This window comes from Methanosarcina sp. DH1, from assembly GCF_020804205.1.
GTDB lineage: Archaea > Halobacteriota > Methanosarcinia > Methanosarcinales > Methanosarcinaceae > Methanosarcina > Methanosarcina vacuolata.
In genome coordinates this window covers 67,594-87,536 of sequence record NZ_WJBJ01000014.1, presented here as the reverse complement: position 1 = coordinate 87,536, position 19,943 = coordinate 67,594, and the positions used below count along the sequence as shown (strand labels likewise).

The window sequence follows — 19,943 nt, the reverse complement described above, 5'->3', positions numbered from 1 at the left end:
ACCTCACATTTTTCCGAAACTCTCAACTAGCGCAATTGCAGCTACAATCAATAGTCCGTATCCAAAAGCCGTAAAGATTGGGTTTTCAATAGCTTTGGCTGTATCATTTTGCGTAGCTAATTCAGTGTCATTAGTTGTGTTCACTTCGCCGTGTAACATCTCTAAACCGTGCATTCCGGCAATAAGCAAGACGCCCAACCCGACAAAGAGAATTAGTGCGCCTGTCGTGTTCATGCTATTACCTCACATTGCTGCCATTCGGATAGCATTTGCTTGAGGAGGGATAATGGTTTTTTGGGGTTGGAAACTGACAGCCTGACCAGCCCAGCCCCGCTTGATATTTCCTTGTGGAATCTTCTGACAAATTCAGTATCGTTTTGATTGAGCCCCATCTCGGATAATTCAAGAGCAGAAGCTCCATTCAAATAGACTCTGTAATATTTCGGGATACTGTTATCATGAGGAACATCTATTTTAACGTTAAAATATTCCTTAAGTACCCGCCGTATCGTTTCTTGTTTTGATACTTTCCATTCCTGGGATTTTTGTTCCAAGGCTTCATCAAGTATTTTTCGTACATTCTCAGTACCGTGTTGTTGACCATTACTATATATTTCTCCGCGAGCACGTGAAATATTCAGAGCATCGCAGAGTGTATCCCGTACTACCCGACTTTTTGCGTGACCTCGCACCTCTGCAAGCTGGTTAATAATATCTGCTGCCTGTTCATCCAGACGGAGAGTTATATCGAAAAAACGGCAGCTATTGTGAGTTTTTTGCTCAACATCCTTTTTAGGTCTCTTCTGGGCGGACACTTTAAAATGTTGATCCAGAATTCTCAGCATTGCATGCGGTCGTGACAGCTGCCATGCCTGAGCTCTCCTTTCCAGGGCTGCATTTATTCTCTTTTTAGCGGTCGCGGCTCCATACTGCCTCCCAAGTGTATCGACTTGACCCTCGCATTTTGGTATGTCCAGGCACTCGCACAAGATATCCCTTAATACCTTTGCCTGAGTCTCACACCTTCTCCTGGCAAGCCTGTCTATCCTCTCTGCTATTGATATAGGGAGCCGTGTATGCGCTGAGGAACTTAAAATGTCGCCAAAATCCACAAAATTACCTTGTGTCATTGTTCGCTTCAAATGCCTTTTTAGATGCCTCTTCAAAACCCTGCGCCTTGCTTCCTGTTTTGAGATTCCCCATTTCTTTGCTTTTTGTTCAAGGGCTACATTAATTTGTTTTTGAGTCTGCTGCACACCTATTTGCCTGCCATCGCTGCGCTCAAATCCCTGGCAGGGAGTTAATTGGAGTGCTTCACACAATATGTCCCTAAACACTCTCATTTTTGGGTGTCCTCTCTCCTGTGCCAGCTGATCGAGTTGGTTTGCTATCTCAATATCAATTAGGAGCCTGCTGTCTGCATATTTTACAAGGGTCATAGTACAGGCTTCCTTCGTTTTTGAGATATTAGTTGATCCAATTTTGATACAGGTTTAGCCAGAGATTTTGGTCCCTGGGATTTCACAGGCTTTGAAGCTGACTTTGAAGCAGGTCTTGCAGCAGGTTTTGAGGATGGTATAACCTGGGATATTATTGACGCCTGCCTTCGAGTCGAAGAAGATATCATTGATGGTTTGGTTGCACTTGTAATTGTTTTTCTCGGTGTGCTTCCGAGCATTGTTTCAGCAAAACTCGCGACTTTCGTTGTTGCAATCACTTTATTCTGCTTTACACGCGACGTCTCTATAGCATCTCGTTTTTTATCTTTAGGTTTTTTAAAGAACGTAGTTTGAGGTGGTTTTGATGGTGGAGCAAACATGGTAGTTGCAATAGTTCTAGGGACTACTACAGGTGTAGTCTCCTGTCTTGGTGGTGTAATCGTTTTCTGGTCGATTGTTTCTATCGGAGGAACGATTACAGTCTCTGTAGGTGTTACTATGGGAGATACGATTGTAGTCTCCCATGGTTGTATCCGTGGAGGTGTAATTGTAAACTCTTTTGGCTTTACATTAGGTGGTATTATACCTGGTTTTTGTATTGTTTCGGGCTTTGGTGTTATGATCTGTTTTGTTCCAGGTATTACTACATTTGGGATTACGACAGGTGTTGACTTTTTTATAATTTCGTTTGCATCTGGTCTCTGCATCACAGTTGCAGTGGTTTTCGGAAACACCATCGATGTCATGCGTGACTTCTGACGCTCACTCGGCGCTATTTTTGCTTGTTCATTTGTTAGCGTCATACTGGACGTATCAAATGTTGATTCATCAACAGGCGTGTAAGATCGCGAAAAAAGTGCCGGAAAAACCGGTCTCGTATTGACCATTCCAGTGGTTTCATCTTCATATTTCAGCTTTTTCTTCGCATCTTTTTTCACCTCTGTTTTTACCTCTGTCTTTACCTCTTCCATAACTTTCGTTTTCTTGTCTTTGGCTTTAATATCCAAAATTCTGAAGATGTCCTCTTTCGTTTTTCCGAGGTCGCGAAGTATTTTAGACGCTGTGTTTTTCGACATTTTCCCGCTCTTCACACGGTCGGCAATATATTGTTCATTCTTCGATAGCTTTACTTCAGTCTTCACCTCGGGTGTAAGCTTTGTCCGCGTTTCTGGTATTTCCCTGAGCATTACAAGCTTTGCCCGCTTTTTTGGTGTTTTCATGAGCAATACCTGACCACCGGACTGTATTTCACTACCGCCGCCCATCGAGGCTGATCTATTCCGATCCAAAATCGCTCTACCTCTATCAGCAGCTTCGGTAGCTTTATCACGTTTCATCGTTCTCTCTCGTAGAACGCTTTTATCTGACGTCCCAAGAATATCTTCCATTTTCTGTGCTGTTTTATTGGTAGCCTTCATCATGCTGTTAATATCAGATTCACGATTACCAAATTCCCTTAATGCTGTTCTAGCTTCAGATTCGGACATCAAACCATTGCGATATTCGTCAACGATTGTAGCTTCTTGTTGTGAGTAACTTTTTTTGCCGAGCTCAGCATCTTTTGGTGTTGGCTTTGTTGATGGTGTTTTATTAGCAGCCTTCAACATATTGTTAATATCAGACTCACTGTTTCCAAATTCTTTCAATACTGTTCTAGCTTCAGATTCAGATGCCAAACCATTACGATATTCATCAACAATTGTAGCTTCTTGTTGTGAATAGCTTTTTTTGCCGAGCTCAGCATCTTTTGGCGTTGGTGTTTTATTGGTCGCCTTCATCATATTGTTGATGTCATACTCACGATTACCCAAATTTCCCAATATATCCCTTGTTTCTGCTTTTGTTAAAGCTCCAGTACGATAATCAGACATAGCTGCAATTTCTTGATATGAATATCCTCGGTTGCCAAACGTGGTATCAGTTTTACGATTTCTCGTAAACATGTTTGTGAGATCATATTTTTGGGCTCTAGCCATTGATTCAGGTGTGCGATTATCGATTACACTATAGCCGTCTTTTGCAACTATCTCGCCTTTCAACTCTGTATTATTACCATATTTCTTAGCTCTAGCTATTGATTCGGGTGTGTGATTATCGATTACACTATAGCCGTCTTTTGCAACTATTTCACCCTTTAGTTCTGTATTATTACCATATTTCTTAGCTCTAGCTATTGATTCAGAAGTTCTACTATCGATCACACTGTAATTATCTTTTGCAGTGATTTCGCCTTTCAACTCTGTATTATTACCATATTTCTTAGCTCTAGCTATTGATTCAGAAGTTCTACTATCGATCACACTGTAATTATCTTTTGCAGTGATTTCGCCTTTCAACTCTGTATTATTACTATATTTCTTAGCTCTAGCTATTGATTCAGGTGTACGATTATCGATTACACCTTTCTTCGCACTCTGTGTTACAACCGACTGCAAATCTGTTACACCAGATGATGTTTTCACCGCTTTACTGGCGACGCTATCAAATGCCTTTATGCCCTTGCTCATCCCCAAACCGCCGACTGCAAATTCCTTTGCAGTCCCAAACAGACCGGCGACATAATCCTGCTTCGCTGTTTCCTTTCCCTCCGCCGAAAGCGCTGAATATTCCTTGGACGTGAAAAACTTGTTCGCAGTGTAAACATTACCGCCTACAAGACTGCCTACCAGAGCTGCATCCACGCCATATTTCCCTACACCTGTAATGACTTTCTTAGCTGCACCGCTTGTTACTTTTGATGCTATCTTATTTACACCAACTTTGGACAAAAGTTTTAGACCACCGACACCGACACCGGCGATAGTTCCACCGACATACATTACACCTAGTTCAGCCGCGTAGTCTACAGGTCGTGTTTTAAGTTCGTTATAATCTTCTACAGCAAATTGATGTAAACCACTCAATACAACATTACTCTTTATGGTGTCGTCCTGCATCTGTTTCACATTGAATGTGGCGCCTGTTGCTGTTTCTTTCCCGGCTTTCGTGATAGATATTTTACCTTTATCAGAAAATGTGATGCTTGTATTACCGAGCAGGCTGTCGTACTTTGCTTTTGCACCCTCTGCAGCTGTAAACACAGGAGCTAATACATTTGAAATTTTTGCGTTTGCCTGAGCGCGGTCTTCCTGTATCACTTCAAGTGTGCTCATCTGGTTTCGACGGGCTACGTTGGCAACGCCCTGGAAATATTCCTCGGAACCATTCGGATTGACTGCCCTCGCCTCTTTCAGCGCATCGGCAACTTTGTCAGCATACGGATCATTTGTCAGGACGCTCCAACCAGCGCTGCGATCAATTTCACCACTGTTCATCACGCTAAATGGGTTTCGAATTGCAGCGGCTTTGAACGCATTAGCCGCTGTCTGTTTTGCATTCTGCGTATAATACTGAGTAGTAGGATCAACTGTCTGTGCAGCCAGGATGGTTTTTCCAGTATTAGGGTTCTTACTGCTTGTCAATCCCATCCCAAGGAGTGTATCATAGTCTTTTTTTACCGCTGTAAGGGCTGCCGCTTTTGATTCCTGTGATGCGTACACTGGAGTAATTATCTTTGCAGTATTACTTATTGTTGTTTTCGCAGCGCCTGTTGATGTAGTGATCTGATTTATGACAGCCCCAGAAGCATCAAGCAGGGGATTTGCGATTATCTTTTGTCTGAGCTGTTCCTGTTTTGCCGCTTCGGCTTTTGCAGTTTCGAGAGCGGCTTTTTGATACGGATTGACCGTACTCGCTTTTTCACCAACTGTCAAAACATTTTTATTATAATTGGCTTCCTCAATTTTTGCCCACTGTTCGTCGAGATCCTCTACGTTATTTTTTTCGGCAGCGTATGTCACGAGCTTGTTTTTATCGCCCTGTATATATGTTGTAAGTGTATCGGGCTCTGTAATATTTTGAGCATTTACAGCCCTATTATATTTAGCAAGTGCTGAATTTCCGGTCACGAAATCGGATTTTGTTGAAGACCCGGTAAGCTCAGCTGCTTTTTGTTCGGCGCTTACTGTAGAAACTATTTTAGGAGTGCTTTCTGTAACACTCTTATTTTTATCAATCTGTTCCTGGATTGATGTTTGGCTTGCCGTGAGCTCTGCCAACGCCTGTTGATATTTTGCTTGCGTGCTCGCTGCATACGCTTCGGCTTCGGAAGATTTCGAGGAACTTGAAGAACTTGAAGAGCTTGTTGGGCTCTTTGAAGATGATACCAGGGTTGCCTTATTTGTCTGTGCAGTGTTAGAGACTGCAGTTGCAGCATTATTGACACTGGAACTTGCTTTGATCTGAGCGATCTTCACATCACCAGAGCCGATTTTCGCAGTGGATCTGTTTCCGCCTGTAGAGTACCATTCCTTGGAATACGCAGCTGAGGGGCTCGCACCACAGGTAAGTGTGGTTTTTGCTGCCTGATGTAACTGTGCTCTCTGCTTATTTTCTAACGCCAGCTGGGCTTTGTCGCCAGCCGTGACAGGTTCCCACTCATAAAGTCCCTTGCTGTTGATCCACCAGGCTGCGTTGCTGTTTGCTACTTCTTCCGGGAGCACAGTATATGTGCCGGAGCTCTTGGCTTTAGACTGCCAGGTACTCATCTGCTCATATTGACTGTATGTTACGCTTTGTTCTCGCCCAAGGTCGTCATAAACGGTCACTGGCTGGGATTTTGTCCAGGTATCCAGGGCTGCATTAGCCTGCGCTACGTATGAGTCCAAAGCAGCCTGGGCTGATGCTTCAGATGTGTATTGCGTGACATCCGGCGCTTTAATAGAAATATTGTACTCTTTGAGGGTATCATTGACATTTGCAAGATTCGAACTGATGTCATAGGTCACGGGCAAAGCGGCGTTCAATTTTGTTTGATATTCATCGATGATTTTTTGAGCCTGGGTTTGGTCAGTGATTGTACTGCCATATGATGATGGTTTTGTGAGCCCGGTGGCACCAGCAGCTACCGCCTGGTTATACATATCAGTAAGTGCAGTATCCACGTCGTAATAAGAACTCGATGACGCGGCGGCTGCTACAGGCGCTACATAATTGTTGTTTAAATATTTTTTACCATTGACCGTGATGTATTCATCGGTTGTGTTGACTATGCTGTTACTTGCATCACGTGAAAATCGACCTGTTGAGAACGGAAGTGACGCAGCTGTAGTCTTTGCACCACTTGATGCTGTGGTCTTTGCACCATCACTTGATGTTGTGGTCTTCGCACCACTTGGTGTTGTAGTCGTTGAACCACTTGGTGTTGTAGTCGTTGAACCACTTGGTGTTGTAGTCGTTGAACCACTTGGTGTTGTAGTCTTTGCGCCTGAAGAAGTTGTACCCAGAATACTACTGGATTTATCCGCCGATGTACCCAGAATACTACTGGATTTATCTGTCGATGTAGTGCCACCAACTAGATTGTTGTTTGTTGACGTAGTTTTCAAAGTTGATGAGCTTAGTGGGTTTTCACCACCAGGTCCAACAATTGTGGTGTTAGCTACATCTGTTTGTAATGTGGGTGTGCTTGCAGCTGCTTTTGCAGCAGCAGCTGCAGCTTCTTGAGCTTTAGATTCCCCAATAGTAGTGCCTTTTACCGAGCGATCTTCCGTCACATATGTGTAGGTTCGACCATTAACCACAACTTTGTCGCCAGTTTTCGGCATATTACTTGCACTTCGGGCAAAGCGACCTGTGTTGATCGGAAGCGATGATACTTTTGCAGCCTGGGCTGTCTGGGCTGCCTTTGCAGCGGCTGCGGTCGCAGCAGCTGCTGTAGCTGCCTTTGTTGCAGCTGCAGTATTTGTAGCAGCTGTTGTTGCAGCTGTTGTTGCAGCCTGAGCTGCTTTTGTAGCAGCCGCAGTATTTGTAGCAGCCGTTGTTGCAGCTGCTTGCTGTGCGGCTTTAGTAGCTTCCTGTGCAGCGGCGTTTGCAGTATTAACTACTGTTTGAAGTGTTGTTAGATTTGCTGCGCGTGTCGCCTGAGCCGCTGCTTCCTTTTTTCTCCTGGCTGCCAATAATTCATCTAGCGTAGGTCCCCTACCTGCGAACGATCTCTTAACCATTTATTACCGCCTCTGGCTCAGGTTTTATTTCAGTCTCGGGCTCTTGGAGCTCTTCAGATTCTTGGAGCTCTTCGGGTATGAGCAATAATTCAGGTTCTGTGATGCAGATCAGCTGCAAAATCGCTGCCAGAGGATCAAACCTGTTTTCCAGGTATGTGTTGTAGATAAGGTGCTCGTTTTCATCCATGAGAATTTTCATATGACCCCTCAATATATTTTATGTGTATAATTATATCCATTTATATAGTAAGTTAGATTTTTTTCTTTGAAGCTGACTTCGTGACCGGCTTTTTCGATCTCCTGTTAGCTCTTACCATCCGGCTCGTATGCCCGGCTTTTTCACTATTTCCCAGTGGGCTCCCTTCTTTCTTTACCTGCCCTCTTAGTATCCGGCTAGTATGCCCACGCCTCTCATCGTCTCCAAGTGGATTTCCTTCCTTCCGGATCATTCCGATAGGGTCGCTAACCCGAACCATGTTTCCAAGAGGATTTCCCGAGACCCATCTGACATCTCCCAATGGATTTCCACGATAACCACCTACTACGAGAGTCGGCTTACTGTTCACTGCAAAAGGAGCATTGTAACGCCCAGGTGCAAAAGGAGCTTCATGCGTTCCGCCGACGAAAGACGCTTGATGACTTCCCAGTGCAAACGGAATTCCGTGATTTTGTAAATCTGCTAATAGGGTTTTAGGTCTGCCTAATGCGAAAGGTGCAGTTGCGTGTTGATTTAAATTTGCCAGAGGTTTCTGCATAGGCACTTTGCCTGCCATGTAAGCTCTGGCAGCTGCAGCCGAAATCTGTCTTCCGTATTGGTCAAAATATAAAACGACATCATTACGACCACGCCTGACGATTCTGGTTGTGATTTTCAGGTCTTGGTTTGTTGATGAAGAAGAACCAAATGCTCTGGGTTTGTTAAGGGCTGACCTTGTGATATTTGCCCTGCCACCTACAATTGATCCATGAGCTCGCTCGCCAGCTTCCTGCATCCCTCGTAGGGTCGCCTCATTCGCTTTCGTGATATTTTTTCCCATATGGGATTTTGCAAAAGTGGCTGTCGCTTTGTCTATTTCCTTGAGACCTTCACCAATAGCTTTTCCAGCTGCTTTTTCAGCTTTCGCAATCTTTTCTGGGAATGGAGTAGCTCGGTTTATCCCACGTTCTTGGGCTTTTTTGACGTCCTTCTTCAGCTTTTCAGCATCCCTGCGGTTCAGTTCTTCTTGATACGCATCCTCTTCGATATCTTCAAGGTTTAAACCCCGTCGCTTACCGCGTGTTTTAGCTTTCTTCATTCCAATTGAGTATTCAGCATCGTCACGTGCATCTGATTCAGTAGGGTCCTTAGCGTCTACTACATGCTTTTTCTGGGATTTTTGAGTAGGGACTTCCTCTTGCACAGAAGGCTCATCATGCAGAATATCCTTCAATTTTCGCGACCCTGTAGAGTCCTGTGTGAGTTTCGAAGAGTAGGTCTCATTAACATCTTCAAACTTCGCATCAATTGTGTTATCTGCAGATTTCCGCTGAGATTCAGAAGCAAGTCTTCGAGATCCCGAGGAAAGGTTGGACCCTCGATATTCCCGAGATTTCTGGTAGTCTGCAGATTGTCTTCTCCTGGCAGAGCTTATTGACTTTGGCTCATACACACTGACAGCCGTTGAGGTCTCCCCTTCATCCGGAACTGTTTCATCTTTACTGTAAAGTCGCTTGAGTTTTGAGATGACCAAATTTAATCACCATCGTAGTTTCGATTATTGCTATTTTCCAGGGCTTTTAGATCGGATTTGAACGCCATTTCAGCGCTAACTCCTTGGGCTGAAGGATTTGTCCGAGCCCTCAAGGTTCTGGCTTGATTTCGCCGGGCTTCTTGCTCTTCAGGACTGAGAGAATTCCATCTTTCCTTCGCTGAGAATTCCCTGGGTGAGAGCCCATCATACCTAAGCATTCCAGGGAACTGGGCTGAGATCCGTACTCTGATTGATTTTGCAATCGTACACCGCTTCTCAGGATCTTCAGGATCAATAGGCATGTTCGGATATTGAGGATGCAACGGACAAGAGTTGACATTGCAACTCGAATATCTCGGACACTGGTAGAAAGGTAGGTCTTTCATCGGATTTCGCCTCGCGTGAAACGTATGCCGTTTCTGATGTCAGAAAGTACGAAAAAATCCCCTTTTGCCCATCCGTGTCTTTTCATAATCTTTTTTGGTATAGTAAGATAATATGGTCCTTTTTCTCCCGATCTCTGGAGTTTCACAGCTCCTTTCCCCGAACCGCGTACATAACTGACCCCATTTTTCGTTTCAGTTACAACGAAGGAATTACCTATCTTGAACTCCTTTGCCCTCACCAGCTGAGCTGGGAAATAAAACCAGCTTACCCCACTGTGACTATTAGTTTGAATATTTGACATATTATCTATTTATTTCAATAGAAACTATTTAAATATTTTCACCAATATGTTTATATACTATTAATTAAAAAACCGCACTTATCGACGCTGTGTGATGATTTTTCTATTTTAAAAAAGAGGCGATGTTTCCCGTCAGTTGGTTATTAATCCGTCTATATGTATAGTCCGAAATTCAATAAAAAATTAAAACTATAACCTTGACAGTCAAGATTAATTATAAATAGTAAGACTCGCATATACCTAGTTTGTCAGGGGGTCATAACATACCTGCAAAAGATAGTTACACGAATAATTACACGACGGAAGATTTTATCAGTGTCCTACTACCAAACAAACCACGGTCTGTCGCCTTGATTATGAAGGAAATTGGCTGTGCAAAAAACACTGCTAAAAAATATTTGCAGCAATTGGAAGAGGCGGGGCTTGCTGAAAAAGTGCACATCGAGGGCTCAACTTTTGGCTGGATTCGTTCGAGTCCGGTCAAAACGGTTGAGATCGACGGTTTCGTAAATGAAAATGGCTTTCTTTGCGTGGATAAACAATATGCAGGCACGATTTGCGTCCTGACGATAGTGAACGAAATAAATGGGGGGAAATCAACATGATAACAGTGCCAATTGGAAATGGAATTAGAGCTGAGTTGCATGATGGCATCTTTCTCGACACAGAATCAATTCCGTTCGGTATCCCGGATGGAATTGAATACCGTGGTACGATGTATGTGTTCGGAAGAATGAACGAATCAGGCAATCCAGTCTACTATTTGGAAAATTAGAGAGAGTGGGATCCTCCCTCATGAGACGATTTTGAGGGAGGATCATCCATTAATCAATAGAGTAATCGGAATTGACATATATCAATTATTCGAACGCCAAGACAAAAATTAGAGAAGTTGACGAAATTAATCCTCCTGCTAAAGCAAGGAGAAATCAATTAACTGTCAACAAAAACATTTATTAAGTTTGAAAAACATAATAAAGTTTATCTTCCTATTTCATGGGTTATTTAGAGTATTCCCCACACGCATGGGGATAAACCGAGTTATCTGCAGAATGTAGCAAATCGCACATCGTATTCCCCACACGCACGGGGATAAACCGTCGTACGCTTTCTTGTGCTGTAAATTCAGAACGTATTCCCCATTTTGGGGATAAAACGTTGTATACCCGATGTAGTTGCAGGATGCTCTTGTATTCCCTGTCTTACAGGGCTTGCGTGCAGGCGCGCTTATACACCTGTGTTAGGAAAGTTAAGGGTGCTCTCGGGCACCCTTAATCATAGTAACCTTTTATTATTCGTCTTGCTTTCTCTTGTTCACGTCTGAACGCTTCAGAAAGTGTAAGTTTATCTGGCGACCTCTTGACCGGCTTCAAGGAAGGCTTGAACTGTCTTTAGTGCCCTTACCCCTCATGTCATAGCGATAAGGCTCTTCCTTCCAGGCTTCTTCATCCCTGGTCAGGTACTATTTCGAGTCCTGTCTTCCTTCAAGGAGTATTTTGCCCAGTCTATTACCTGGAAAACTAAGGGACATAAAGAAAGCCGAATTTATATGCACTATTGAGTTTGGATCATTGTTCAGGAATAGCAGTGCTTAAGACCAATGAATCATCGGGATGCATATCTATATAGATATATAATGCGGAACTGGTTTCGCTAAAATCCTTAGAAACAATTTCTGTTTTTGTGACATTGCGGTCTAGTGTAACTTTAATGCATGACCCTTGTGCCAATGTAAATGGAAACGGAATTTTCACGTTTTCTTTAGGGGCTGAAATATACGATTTGTTAAATATAGAGATGTTTTTTAAGTTAAGGACTTCTACAGTAACTTCATGGCTTTTATTTCCCCAATTGTCTATGAAAAACGACTGCGAGGAGTTATTTGTAGGTGTAGTATTTTGCGAGGAGTTATTTGTAGGTGTAGTATTTTGCGAGGAGTTATTTGTAGGTGTAGTATTTTGCGAGGAGTTATTTGCGAGTTTGTTATTATATGGACCATATGATTCTAAAGCTACTATTAATATTAACAAGCACACTCCAACTAAAATGATTGCATATTTTGTATTATTTTTCATACTTGTGCCTCAAATCATTTGATTTCAAATTAATTTTAGTGGCTTTGTTTTAACTACGCAAGATAAAAAAATAATTTGTAAATTGTCTAATAAAATTCATTGATCAACTTTATACATAAAATCTTATGCTTAGAGTTCAAAATAGTATACAAATTTGACTTTCAAAACTATTCATTGATTAATAGGTTCGTCCTTCAATTGTGTATTTATTTTGGAATCGCTACATAATTGTATTTGTATTTAACTCTTTGAGGAAATAGCTTACCTACAAAAATTGTGTAATTTTCCCAATTGCTTAAATCAAAATGACTTAAGACTTGGATAAGAAATTACACAATTATTTACAGCAATATCCTAAAATATTTATTGGAATCCCGAAATTGTACCCTTATTTGCTACAATGTGCAATATATTGTTACGCGTAGAGTTTCCGTGATTGTTTAAATTAGAGAATTCACTCTGCATTGTTGAGCCCTTGAAAGGAGACAACATACTAGTATAGTAGTGAACAGCAACTACGTACCAGTCATATGCTTCACCATGAGTTGCACCAAACATATGTCCCAATTCATGTGTTGTAACAGCTCGTCTTTCGTTAGAAGTTGCATGATAACTGGTGGAAGCTCCTGCTGATACCATCTGTGCTAACCCATATGCTTGATTAGAACTGCCAGTATATCCGTTTGCAATTCCAATATTACTATCAGTCAGCTCTTTTCCAGTGAATAAAAAAGCTAGATCGCTGTTTGTTGAGTCTCTACCAGCTGCAGCAGCACTTGTAAAGCGATTCAGTACAGTTTGGGAATCACCATTAGAGATGGTATACTTCCTATATGCTTTAATGTTTAAATTGCAATTCCCTACTGAAAATGCAGATGCGACAGTGGACATCATGTTACTTATCTCATTAGTAGGGTTGGAGAACTTTGATTGGAACTCCGAATCGTAGCATGCCATTACATCCACAGTAGGGGTAGAAAGCAGTAAAGCCTCAATTTGTGTTTGATTTAATGAGCCAGTTGATAGAGCTTTTTGATCTCCTGTAACAATATCTGTACAGTATGTTAAAATATTCCTCTTCTTGATAGCTTCTGAGGAATACACTACATGAACAACTTTGTTATTATAAGTCTTGTTCGTCTGATCAATGATATAGCTTTTATTATCAACTTTTATTTCTCCAATAAGAACATTATCTCCTGCTGTTAATACGACGCTACTATTTGTTTTATCAGCAACTGTTCCTTTATACGAATAAGATTTAGGAGCATTTGAGATAGATCCGTCTTCTGCTATTATTTTTGCGTCGTCACTTACTATATGCATTTCCTGAAGGTTAAGAAGATCGAATTTTTGTCCTAACAATTCAAGTGTGACCTGCCCATCAGATACATCATTGAGAAAAGCTGCAGGATTTGTAGTAACAGTTTCGAAACTATCTAATTCTTCATTAAAGTCACTAAGTTGTTTTTTGTCAAAATTAATATTATTTATTATATCCAATTGGTTATTCTCTGTGGTTGCACTTGCTACCGGTAAAAGAAGAATACTTACCAACAATGTTGTTACAAATATGACGCCTATTCCGTATTTTTTCTCTATTGTCATTAATTTCACTCCTGCTTATTTCCTAGGAGGCAGAATCAGGCAAGCTTAAATATATGCAAAGCTAACATGGTAACTGCCTCTCGGGGCATCTTTTATGGAGTTCGGATTACCTGGAAAGTACTTTTGAACTCCATAAACTATTATTAATACATATTATATAAACCACAAACTTTTTCACCAGATCATTAAACTATCCGTTTTTCATACTTTTTCAAGTTATTAATTATTTCAGAATCTTTGTTTGTTTGAATATTATACAGAAAGAATAATACATAGTATGCATAGCATTCTCTTTTTGACTTCTAATACATCCTGTCTCCTGTTCTGGCGCCAGCTATTCCGAGGCTTTTAGTTGACTTCTAGCAGAGTCAGCAAACATCCATCGTTCTCCAAAAACCTTACTATGAGCCAGTAAATTGTCTGGGATATTTCTGGCAAAACACGTCAGAACGAGTATATAATAAGTTATCAAACAATTGCATATAGAAAAATACGTTTGGTAATCGTATATACAATTGAGAACGTTTCGATTAATCGAACAGTGTACGATAAATCATAATTTATCTAACAACCCAGGCGAGGAAGAGAATGTTTGTTCGATAAATCGTAAACAAGATTGTATCTAACCTGCTTGATATTCATTTAATGGCTAGATATAGGAAATATATACCGATTAATATAATCGATACTCCTATTATTTTATCTGTCACATCACCACTCGTTTTAGTAATCTCTTTGATTTTTTTACCAAGGGTGCCACCAAAAGAGCTGATTACAATAAGAGGAATACTTAGACCAACTGCATATATCAACATAGTAATTAACCCTTGAAGCGGAGTTTGATATAATCCTATGTATGTTAATACAATTATTAGCATAGGGGCACCTCTACCTATTGTTATTGCCCCAAAAGAAAGCCCAAGTAAAAATGCTCCCATTATTGTATAAGAATTAGGTAATCTGAAGAAATTGAATATACTTCTTATTGGTGGTTTGTAAACGTGCAATAGTTGTAATCCCATTGCAATCATTAGGATTCCACCAATTGTCCAAGCGATTGCTCCGTTTAAAAAAAGTATATACTTGCCAATGTATCCAGCAATAAATCCAAGAGGCAATAACACTAACACAGTGCCTATTGAAAATGAGAAAACTAGCTTAAGAATATTAATGGGCGATAAGTTCGTTTTTCCACTCGTTAAGTAACCTATCAATCCTAAGCATAACACACTATTACATGGGCATATACCTGCTATCAGTCCGAAAACGAAGATACCGGTAATAGAAGGATCAAATGTAGCGGTCACATTATCAATTACTCCACATGTGATTCCACAAGACACGTTCTGAATATAAACAAATAAAATATTTTGATAAATAATACATAAACTTTCCTAAATACGGACAGATTTTTGATAATTTTGTAGTTTCTGTTCCGGGCTAAAACTCAATTTGGAACGAGTGAAAATACTCAGATTGTATCGTAGGATCTGTGCATTTTCTTGGATTTTCCCTCATTTTTACCTTGACCGCTGGCGATGATGTCAGTGTGTGAGAGAGGCTGGGTGAACTTTGTTATTTGAAGAAGCGCTGAGTTGAACTCTCGCCATCCCCAGAAAGTCCAGCCTTGAGCCTGTAAAGGGCTGCAAATCATATTCCAAAGGGAAGAGGATACGAAAGATTGCTGACATCTCAGCGATTGGCTCTCAAATCTGTACTATAATAATTGTTTCTATATTTTCAAGCTTATTTTGTGTTAATAAATAACTTTATTTACTATTTTTTAAATTAGGTAATAATTGTTAAAAAGAAAAATCATTTATAATTAATAAATTTAAATTTGTTTATAAATTAAAAAAATATGTTTTCACATTATACTTCTCCGTCAAAGAGAGGAGCCTGAAGAGGAAAAATGAATGAAGCAATTTCAGGAGAATAATCTAAATCCTGCAATTAGTGTTGGAAAAGATGGTACTATTCTTTACTCAAATGAGGTTAGTGAGACCTTACTGCATGAATTGGATGTGTCAGTAGGAGAAAAACCACCTTCGAGTGTCGTAGATATTGTGCAAAAAGAAACTAACCAGAAATGTGTAAACATTTTTGGAGTTGATACAAATAGCAGCCATAAAGATCTTGAAGAAAAGCCTCAGGGAAATGAAGCCAGGGAGGTGGCAAACCTTGAGATGGCTGATATTCTTGATATTCCAGCAATCAAGTCCCTCATGGATGACTTACATGAACTCATTCACGTTGTCATAGCTCTGGTTGATCTTAAAGGCAACGTTCTGATAGGCGTAGGATGGCAGGATATATGCACGCAATTCCATAGGGTTCATCCTGAAACCTGCAAGCACTGCATAGAAAGTGACACAAAACTATCCCTGGGTCTTGACCCTGGAGAGTTTAAGATATATAAGTGCAAGAATAATATGTGGGATGTTTCGACTCCACTTATTGTGGATGGTCAACATATAGGTAATGTCTTCTCAGGACAGTTCTTTTTTGATGACGAGTCTCTGGACTATGAGTTTTTCCGATCCCAGGCTAAAAAATACGGTTTCAATGAGAATGAATACATAGCTACTCTCGAAAAAGTCCCAAGGCTGAGTAGAGACGCTGTGAACAAAAATATGTCCTTCTTCGTGAAACTTGCCAACATGATCTCACAACTAAGCCACAGTAACTTCAAACTTGCTAAGTCGCTGAAGGAACGCGATATTCTGGTGGATAAGCTGGAGAAAAGCAGGGAAGATCTTAATAAAGCACATAATAGCTTAGAAGCAAAAGTTAAAGAACGTACATCAGAGCTTGAAAAAGCTTATGAATCATTGATAGAGGAAGAGAGAAGACTCTCTGAAGCCCAGAAAATAGCTCATGTTGGAAATTGGGATTGGAATCTTGCAACCAATGAGATTTACTGGTCTGATGAGATGTGTCGTATTTTTGGGCGTTTTTCCAAAAGGTTGTTTCATACACACAGTGAACTTTTAAACTTTATACATCCCGAAGATCGAAGTTATGTGGATAATGCCGTTAAAAATACTTTAAATGGAAAGTCCTTTAGCATTGATCACAGGATTATCTCAGCTGATGGAGAAGAGTGTATAGTCCATGCACAGGGTGAAGTTGTTTTTAATGGAAATAAAACTCCAATTCGAATGAGGGGAATAATTCAGGACATTACAGATTTCAAGAAAGCAGAGGAGAAGATCAGAATATTAGCGGATGCTGTGGAATCATCAAATGATGCTATTGTGACTGAGTCTTTCCAAGGCATTATTACAAGCTGGAATAAGGGAGCAGAGCAGATTTATGGTTATTCTGCTGAAGAGATTATAGGGAAAAACATCTCAATCATGGAACCAGATAATCTTGAAGGAGAAGTAAAAAAGTTAATCGAAATGGTTAAGCAGGGAGAAAAAGTTCATCGTTACAGAACTTTACGGCTAAAAAAAGACGGTACAATAATTAATGTTTCAGTAACTTATTCTCCGGTTTACGACACATTTGGAAAGCTAAAGGGTGTCTCAGCTATTACAAGAGACATTACTGAACAAATCAATGCGGAAAGACTACTGGCAAAAGCCGAAGAAGCCAGGAAAAAAGAAATCCATCACCGAATTAAAAATAATCTGCAAGTGATTTCTTCCCTTCTTGATCTGGAGGCTGAAAAGTTCAGAAGTAGAGAATATGCTGAGGCTGTGGAAGTTCTTAACGCTTTTAGAGAGAGTCAGGACAGAGTAATGTCAATTGCCCTTATCCATGAAGAGTTGCACAAAGGCAGAGGAACTGATACATTAAACTTCTCGGCATATCTTGAAAGGCTTGTTGGAAATCTATTCCAGACTTATAGAGTTGGAAATGTTAATACGAACCTGAGCATAGATCTGGAAGAAAATATTTTCTTTGATATGGATATTGCTGTCCCGCTGGGGATAATCACTAACGAACTTGTTTCAAATTCCCTGAAGTACGCATTTTTAGGCAGAGACAATGGGAAAGTTCAGATCAAACTTCACAGGGAAGACTATGCAGAGCACGCAAATAAAGAGCAGGGAGACAAAAAAGGAGATTATAATGACACCATTTTTATTTTAACAGTTTCAGATAGCGGAATTGGTATTCCTGAAGACTTTGAGTTAGAAGATTCTAATTCTCTTGGCTTACAGTTAGTGAAAATACTAGTAGACCAGTTAGGTGGCGAAATTGAACTTAAAAGAGATTATGGGACTGAATTCTGTATAAAGTTCACAGTACCAATACAAAGCCGAAAAACAAGCAACGAAAGAAATTAAATAATTGACAGAAAGAGTTAAAGAACTTTCGCAAAAATTTAAATGTTTTAATACTGATGTATATGCAGACCCAATGAGCTGGGGTCTCCTATCATTCAAGCCTGGGCGGGGTTGAGCTCCCCGCCCAATCTACCTCTTAATCTGTTCACTCAAGCTACATACTTATGTTCAGGGAACAAGGTTGACGTGTCTCGAAAATAGACTTTTATGCCAGTCAAAATTTCCAATATATTAAGATCATGACTATACTTCCTATATTATATTTTGTACTTCGAGTGTGGACTAAATAGCGAAAATTACTTTTTATAATTATACGCTTATTAACCACCCTTAGATCGTTTTTTGCCCTTTGTACTCTTCTTATCAGACTTTTTATCATCTTCGGGCTTCTCGGGCTTCTTCAACTTACGATATTGACCAGAACCCACCAAATTCAAGTACTCACGCTCGATCTTCTCATCTTCCTCTTCAACATGTTTTTCAGCCGCCTCCATCATTAGTTCTTCTTCGCTACGAGCTACCTCTTCTTCTACAAGTTTATCTTCTAGTGCGGCTTCCGCTCTCTCTTCCTCACTCCGTGACGTCCAATATGCTTTTGTATTCCTTACATTTTCCTCTTCAATATGATCTTCAGCTGCTTCTTGTAGCTGGTCTTCGTCACTTCTCGATGCACTCCGTTCCTCGAAAGCCTGCTGAATCTTTTCCTCTTCCTCTTCGATGTGGTCATCCCCAATGCGCTCATCGAGTGCAGCCGTCTTTCGTTGCAATTCGCCCTGCATCCACAGTTGCTTTGCCTTGAGAGTCCGTATTTCCCGCTGTTGTTCTTCTAGTTTGCGTTGGTGTTCCTGCAGCTCATATCTTTCTATGGATGCACTCTCTACTTCGGATTTCAGTTTATCCCGTTCTACAATAACTTCTTCATACTTTTCAATATCAATTCCCTGTTTTGATTTATCGATAGTCAAATATGGTGCTGCAAGTTCGTACGTTGCTCTCAACGTCTCTGTTGTAAAATCGATATACGCCTTACCACGCTGGTTTTTCTTGTGACCCATCATGTGCTCGATTTGATCACTATCGATGTGTACACCTGCATTGCGCAAAGTTAAACTAAAAAATTTTCTTGAGTTATGGGACCGTACAATGTTCCAACCATCTGGGTTAATGTACCCGCTTTTTTCCGCCAGCCGCCGAAACAGATGTGTGATGGCATCCTCATTATATTTTCGAAGCTCTTCGTTATCAGCCCATTCATTGGGTTCGTAATTCACTTTATATTCTTTTGGAATTACCTGCTTGATAAATAAGTACCCCTTCTCGCTAGTGATTTTTTGTTTCGCCGCCTTTTCTAATATTTCCTCTGACTTCTCTATTGGTTCATGATTGCGAAACTTCAGGTAATCCCTAACAGCCTGCGAGGCTTCTGGCGTCAAAAAAGTTGTAAATTGTACCTTTGTTTTAACCCTTATTAGTTTTTCTAGTGTCGTGAACCCTGTTTTTGCGTCATATCCTTTCTTAAATTGTTCTATTTTCAGGTTTATTATATCAGCTTCAGCGAGTCCGCTTGCACAGCCTACCAATATTATTGCTTTTTCAACAAGTGTACAATGTTTTAAAACTTCGTAAATTTGTTCTCTGGTAATAGTTTGTGTGTTCTCTGTACACGATTCGGCGATATCTCCTCCGTGAAGTTTCGGTGCGTCGAGGTGAAACGCTGTATAGAAGCTCTGCACACCACGCATAGCAGACCGTATTGACAGTGGCTTGAGTTTTGCGTTTGTTCTCTCAGATTTCAGATTTTGCAGATGTTTACGAAATCCATATCTGCGATTCTGGATTGCTCGATCGTCAGGGTCTACCCCCTCTCTATTCTCCCTTTTGGCTTCTTCAATAAGCTGTGTTGGAGTCATACCAGTAAATTTTATATATTTATCAAGCGCCATTAGATATGACTTTTCAGTCTTGGGTTTCCTATTAATTCTTTCTAACCATTTAATGACTGTGGGTTCCTTCCGCAATTCGTCATAGGACGCCATAGTAAACCTCCTCAAAAAAATAGTA

14 protein-coding genes are annotated in these 19,943 nt (G+C 40.6%); 3 read left to right on the top strand and 11 right to left on the bottom strand.

Annotated elements, in window-relative coordinates:
- Positions 1–3: 3 nt before the first annotated feature.
- From FXW07_RS07215 to FXW07_RS07185, 7 genes are read right to left on the bottom strand one after another with little or no spacing between them, the layout of a single operon-like run.
- Positions 4–234 (bottom strand): hypothetical protein, encoded by a 231-nt coding sequence (locus FXW07_RS07215; protein ID WP_229394859.1) that lies wholly within the window; start codon positions 232–234, stop codon positions 4–6.
- Positions 231–1,439, bottom strand: coding sequence for a hypothetical protein (locus FXW07_RS07210; protein ID WP_229394858.1), 1,209 nt, complete (start codon positions 1,437–1,439; stop codon positions 231–233). Before FXW07_RS07210 ends, FXW07_RS07215 begins: the two co-directional genes overlap by 4 nt.
- A complete protein-coding gene (locus FXW07_RS07205; RefSeq protein ID WP_229394857.1) occupies positions 1,436–7,483 on the bottom strand; it encodes a hypothetical protein in 6,048 nt (2,015 codons plus the stop codon). The genes FXW07_RS07210 and FXW07_RS07205 overlap by 4 nt, the downstream gene beginning before the upstream one ends.
- Entirely contained in the window at positions 7,476–7,682 is a 207-nt protein-coding gene (locus FXW07_RS07200; RefSeq protein ID WP_229394856.1) for a hypothetical protein, read from the bottom strand. The genes FXW07_RS07205 and FXW07_RS07200 overlap by 8 nt, the downstream gene beginning before the upstream one ends.
- A 52-nt stretch (positions 7,683–7,734) precedes the next feature.
- Positions 7,735–9,213, bottom strand: coding sequence for a hypothetical protein (locus tag FXW07_RS07195; protein WP_229394855.1), 1,479 nt, complete (start codon positions 9,211–9,213; stop codon positions 7,735–7,737).
- 2 nt (positions 9,214–9,215) lie between these two features.
- On the bottom strand, positions 9,216–9,599 hold the full coding sequence (locus tag FXW07_RS07190; protein ID WP_229394854.1) for a hypothetical protein: 384 nt from the start codon (positions 9,597–9,599) through the stop codon (positions 9,216–9,218).
- On the bottom strand, positions 9,596–9,901 hold the full coding sequence (locus FXW07_RS07185; RefSeq protein WP_229394853.1) for a hypothetical protein: 306 nt from the start codon (positions 9,899–9,901) through the stop codon (positions 9,596–9,598). Before FXW07_RS07185 ends, FXW07_RS07190 begins: the two co-directional genes overlap by 4 nt.
- A gap of 398 nt (positions 9,902–10,299) precedes the next feature.
- Between FXW07_RS07185 and FXW07_RS07180 the strand changes: the two genes are divergently transcribed.
- Complete coding sequence (locus tag FXW07_RS07180) at positions 10,300–10,506, top strand: hypothetical protein (protein ID WP_229394852.1); 207 nt, start codon at positions 10,300–10,302, stop codon at positions 10,504–10,506.
- Positions 10,503–10,676, top strand: coding sequence for a hypothetical protein (locus tag FXW07_RS07175; RefSeq protein ID WP_229394851.1), 174 nt, complete (start codon positions 10,503–10,505; stop codon positions 10,674–10,676). The genes FXW07_RS07180 and FXW07_RS07175 overlap by 4 nt, the downstream gene beginning before the upstream one ends.
- A gap of 793 nt (positions 10,677–11,469) precedes the next feature.
- Here FXW07_RS07175 and FXW07_RS07170 read toward each other — a convergent pair.
- From FXW07_RS07170 to FXW07_RS07160, 3 genes are all read right to left on the bottom strand, one after another.
- Complete coding sequence (locus FXW07_RS07170; RefSeq protein WP_229394850.1) at positions 11,470–11,976, bottom strand: hypothetical protein; 507 nt, start codon at positions 11,974–11,976, stop codon at positions 11,470–11,472.
- A gap of 363 nt (positions 11,977–12,339) precedes the next feature.
- Entirely contained in the window at positions 12,340–13,584 is a 1,245-nt protein-coding gene (locus tag FXW07_RS07165) for a M12 family metallo-peptidase (protein WP_229394849.1), read from the bottom strand.
- A 638-nt stretch (positions 13,585–14,222) separates the two neighbouring features.
- Entirely contained in the window at positions 14,223–14,891 is a 669-nt protein-coding gene (locus tag FXW07_RS07160; protein ID WP_229394848.1) for a cytochrome c biogenesis protein CcdA, read from the bottom strand.
- 609 nt (positions 14,892–15,500) lie between these two features.
- On the opposite strand from FXW07_RS07160, the gene FXW07_RS07155 reads away from it, so the two are divergent.
- A complete protein-coding gene (locus FXW07_RS07155; protein WP_229394847.1) occupies positions 15,501–17,882 on the top strand; it encodes a PocR ligand-binding domain-containing protein in 2,382 nt (793 codons plus the stop codon).
- 320 nt (positions 17,883–18,202) lie between these two features.
- Here the strand turns inward: FXW07_RS07155 and FXW07_RS07150 are convergent, their stop codons facing one another.
- Positions 18,203–19,918 carry a hypothetical protein gene (locus tag FXW07_RS07150; RefSeq protein WP_229394846.1) on the bottom strand — a complete coding sequence of 572 codons (1,716 nt, stop codon included), beginning with the start codon at positions 19,916–19,918 and terminating at the stop codon, positions 18,203–18,205.
- Between the last annotated feature and the right edge of the window lie 25 nt (positions 19,919–19,943).

Bases quoted from the DNA above. Each gene is read 5' to 3' on its own strand.
- FXW07_RS07165 (WP_229394849.1), bottom strand. From the start codon at position 13,584: ATGACAATAGAGAAAAAATACGGAATAGGCGTCATATTTGTAACAACA.
- FXW07_RS07185 (WP_229394853.1), bottom strand. From the start codon at position 9,901: ATGTCAAATATTCAAACTAATAGTCACAGTGGGGTAAGCTGGTTTTAT.
- FXW07_RS07150 (WP_229394846.1), bottom strand. From the start codon at position 19,918: ATGGCGTCCTATGACGAATTGCGGAAGGAACCCACAGTCATTAAATGG.
- FXW07_RS07215 (WP_229394859.1), bottom strand. From the start codon at position 234: ATGAACACGACAGGCGCACTAATTCTCTTTGTCGGGTTGGGCGTCTTG.
- FXW07_RS07175 (WP_229394851.1), top strand. From the start codon at position 10,503: ATGATAACAGTGCCAATTGGAAATGGAATTAGAGCTGAGTTGCATGAT.
- FXW07_RS07205 (WP_229394857.1), bottom strand. From the start codon at position 7,483: ATGGTTAAGAGATCGTTCGCAGGTAGGGGACCTACGCTAGATGAATTA.
- FXW07_RS07190 (WP_229394854.1), bottom strand. From the start codon at position 9,599: ATGAAAGACCTACCTTTCTACCAGTGTCCGAGATATTCGAGTTGCAAT.
- FXW07_RS07200 (WP_229394856.1), bottom strand. From the start codon at position 7,682: ATGAAAATTCTCATGGATGAAAACGAGCACCTTATCTACAACACATAC.
- FXW07_RS07170 (WP_229394850.1), bottom strand. From the start codon at position 11,976: ATGAAAAATAATACAAAATATGCAATCATTTTAGTTGGAGTGTGCTTG.
- FXW07_RS07210 (WP_229394858.1), bottom strand. From the start codon at position 1,439: ATGACCCTTGTAAAATATGCAGACAGCAGGCTCCTAATTGATATTGAG.
- FXW07_RS07155 (WP_229394847.1), top strand. From the start codon at position 15,501: ATGAAGCAATTTCAGGAGAATAATCTAAATCCTGCAATTAGTGTTGGA.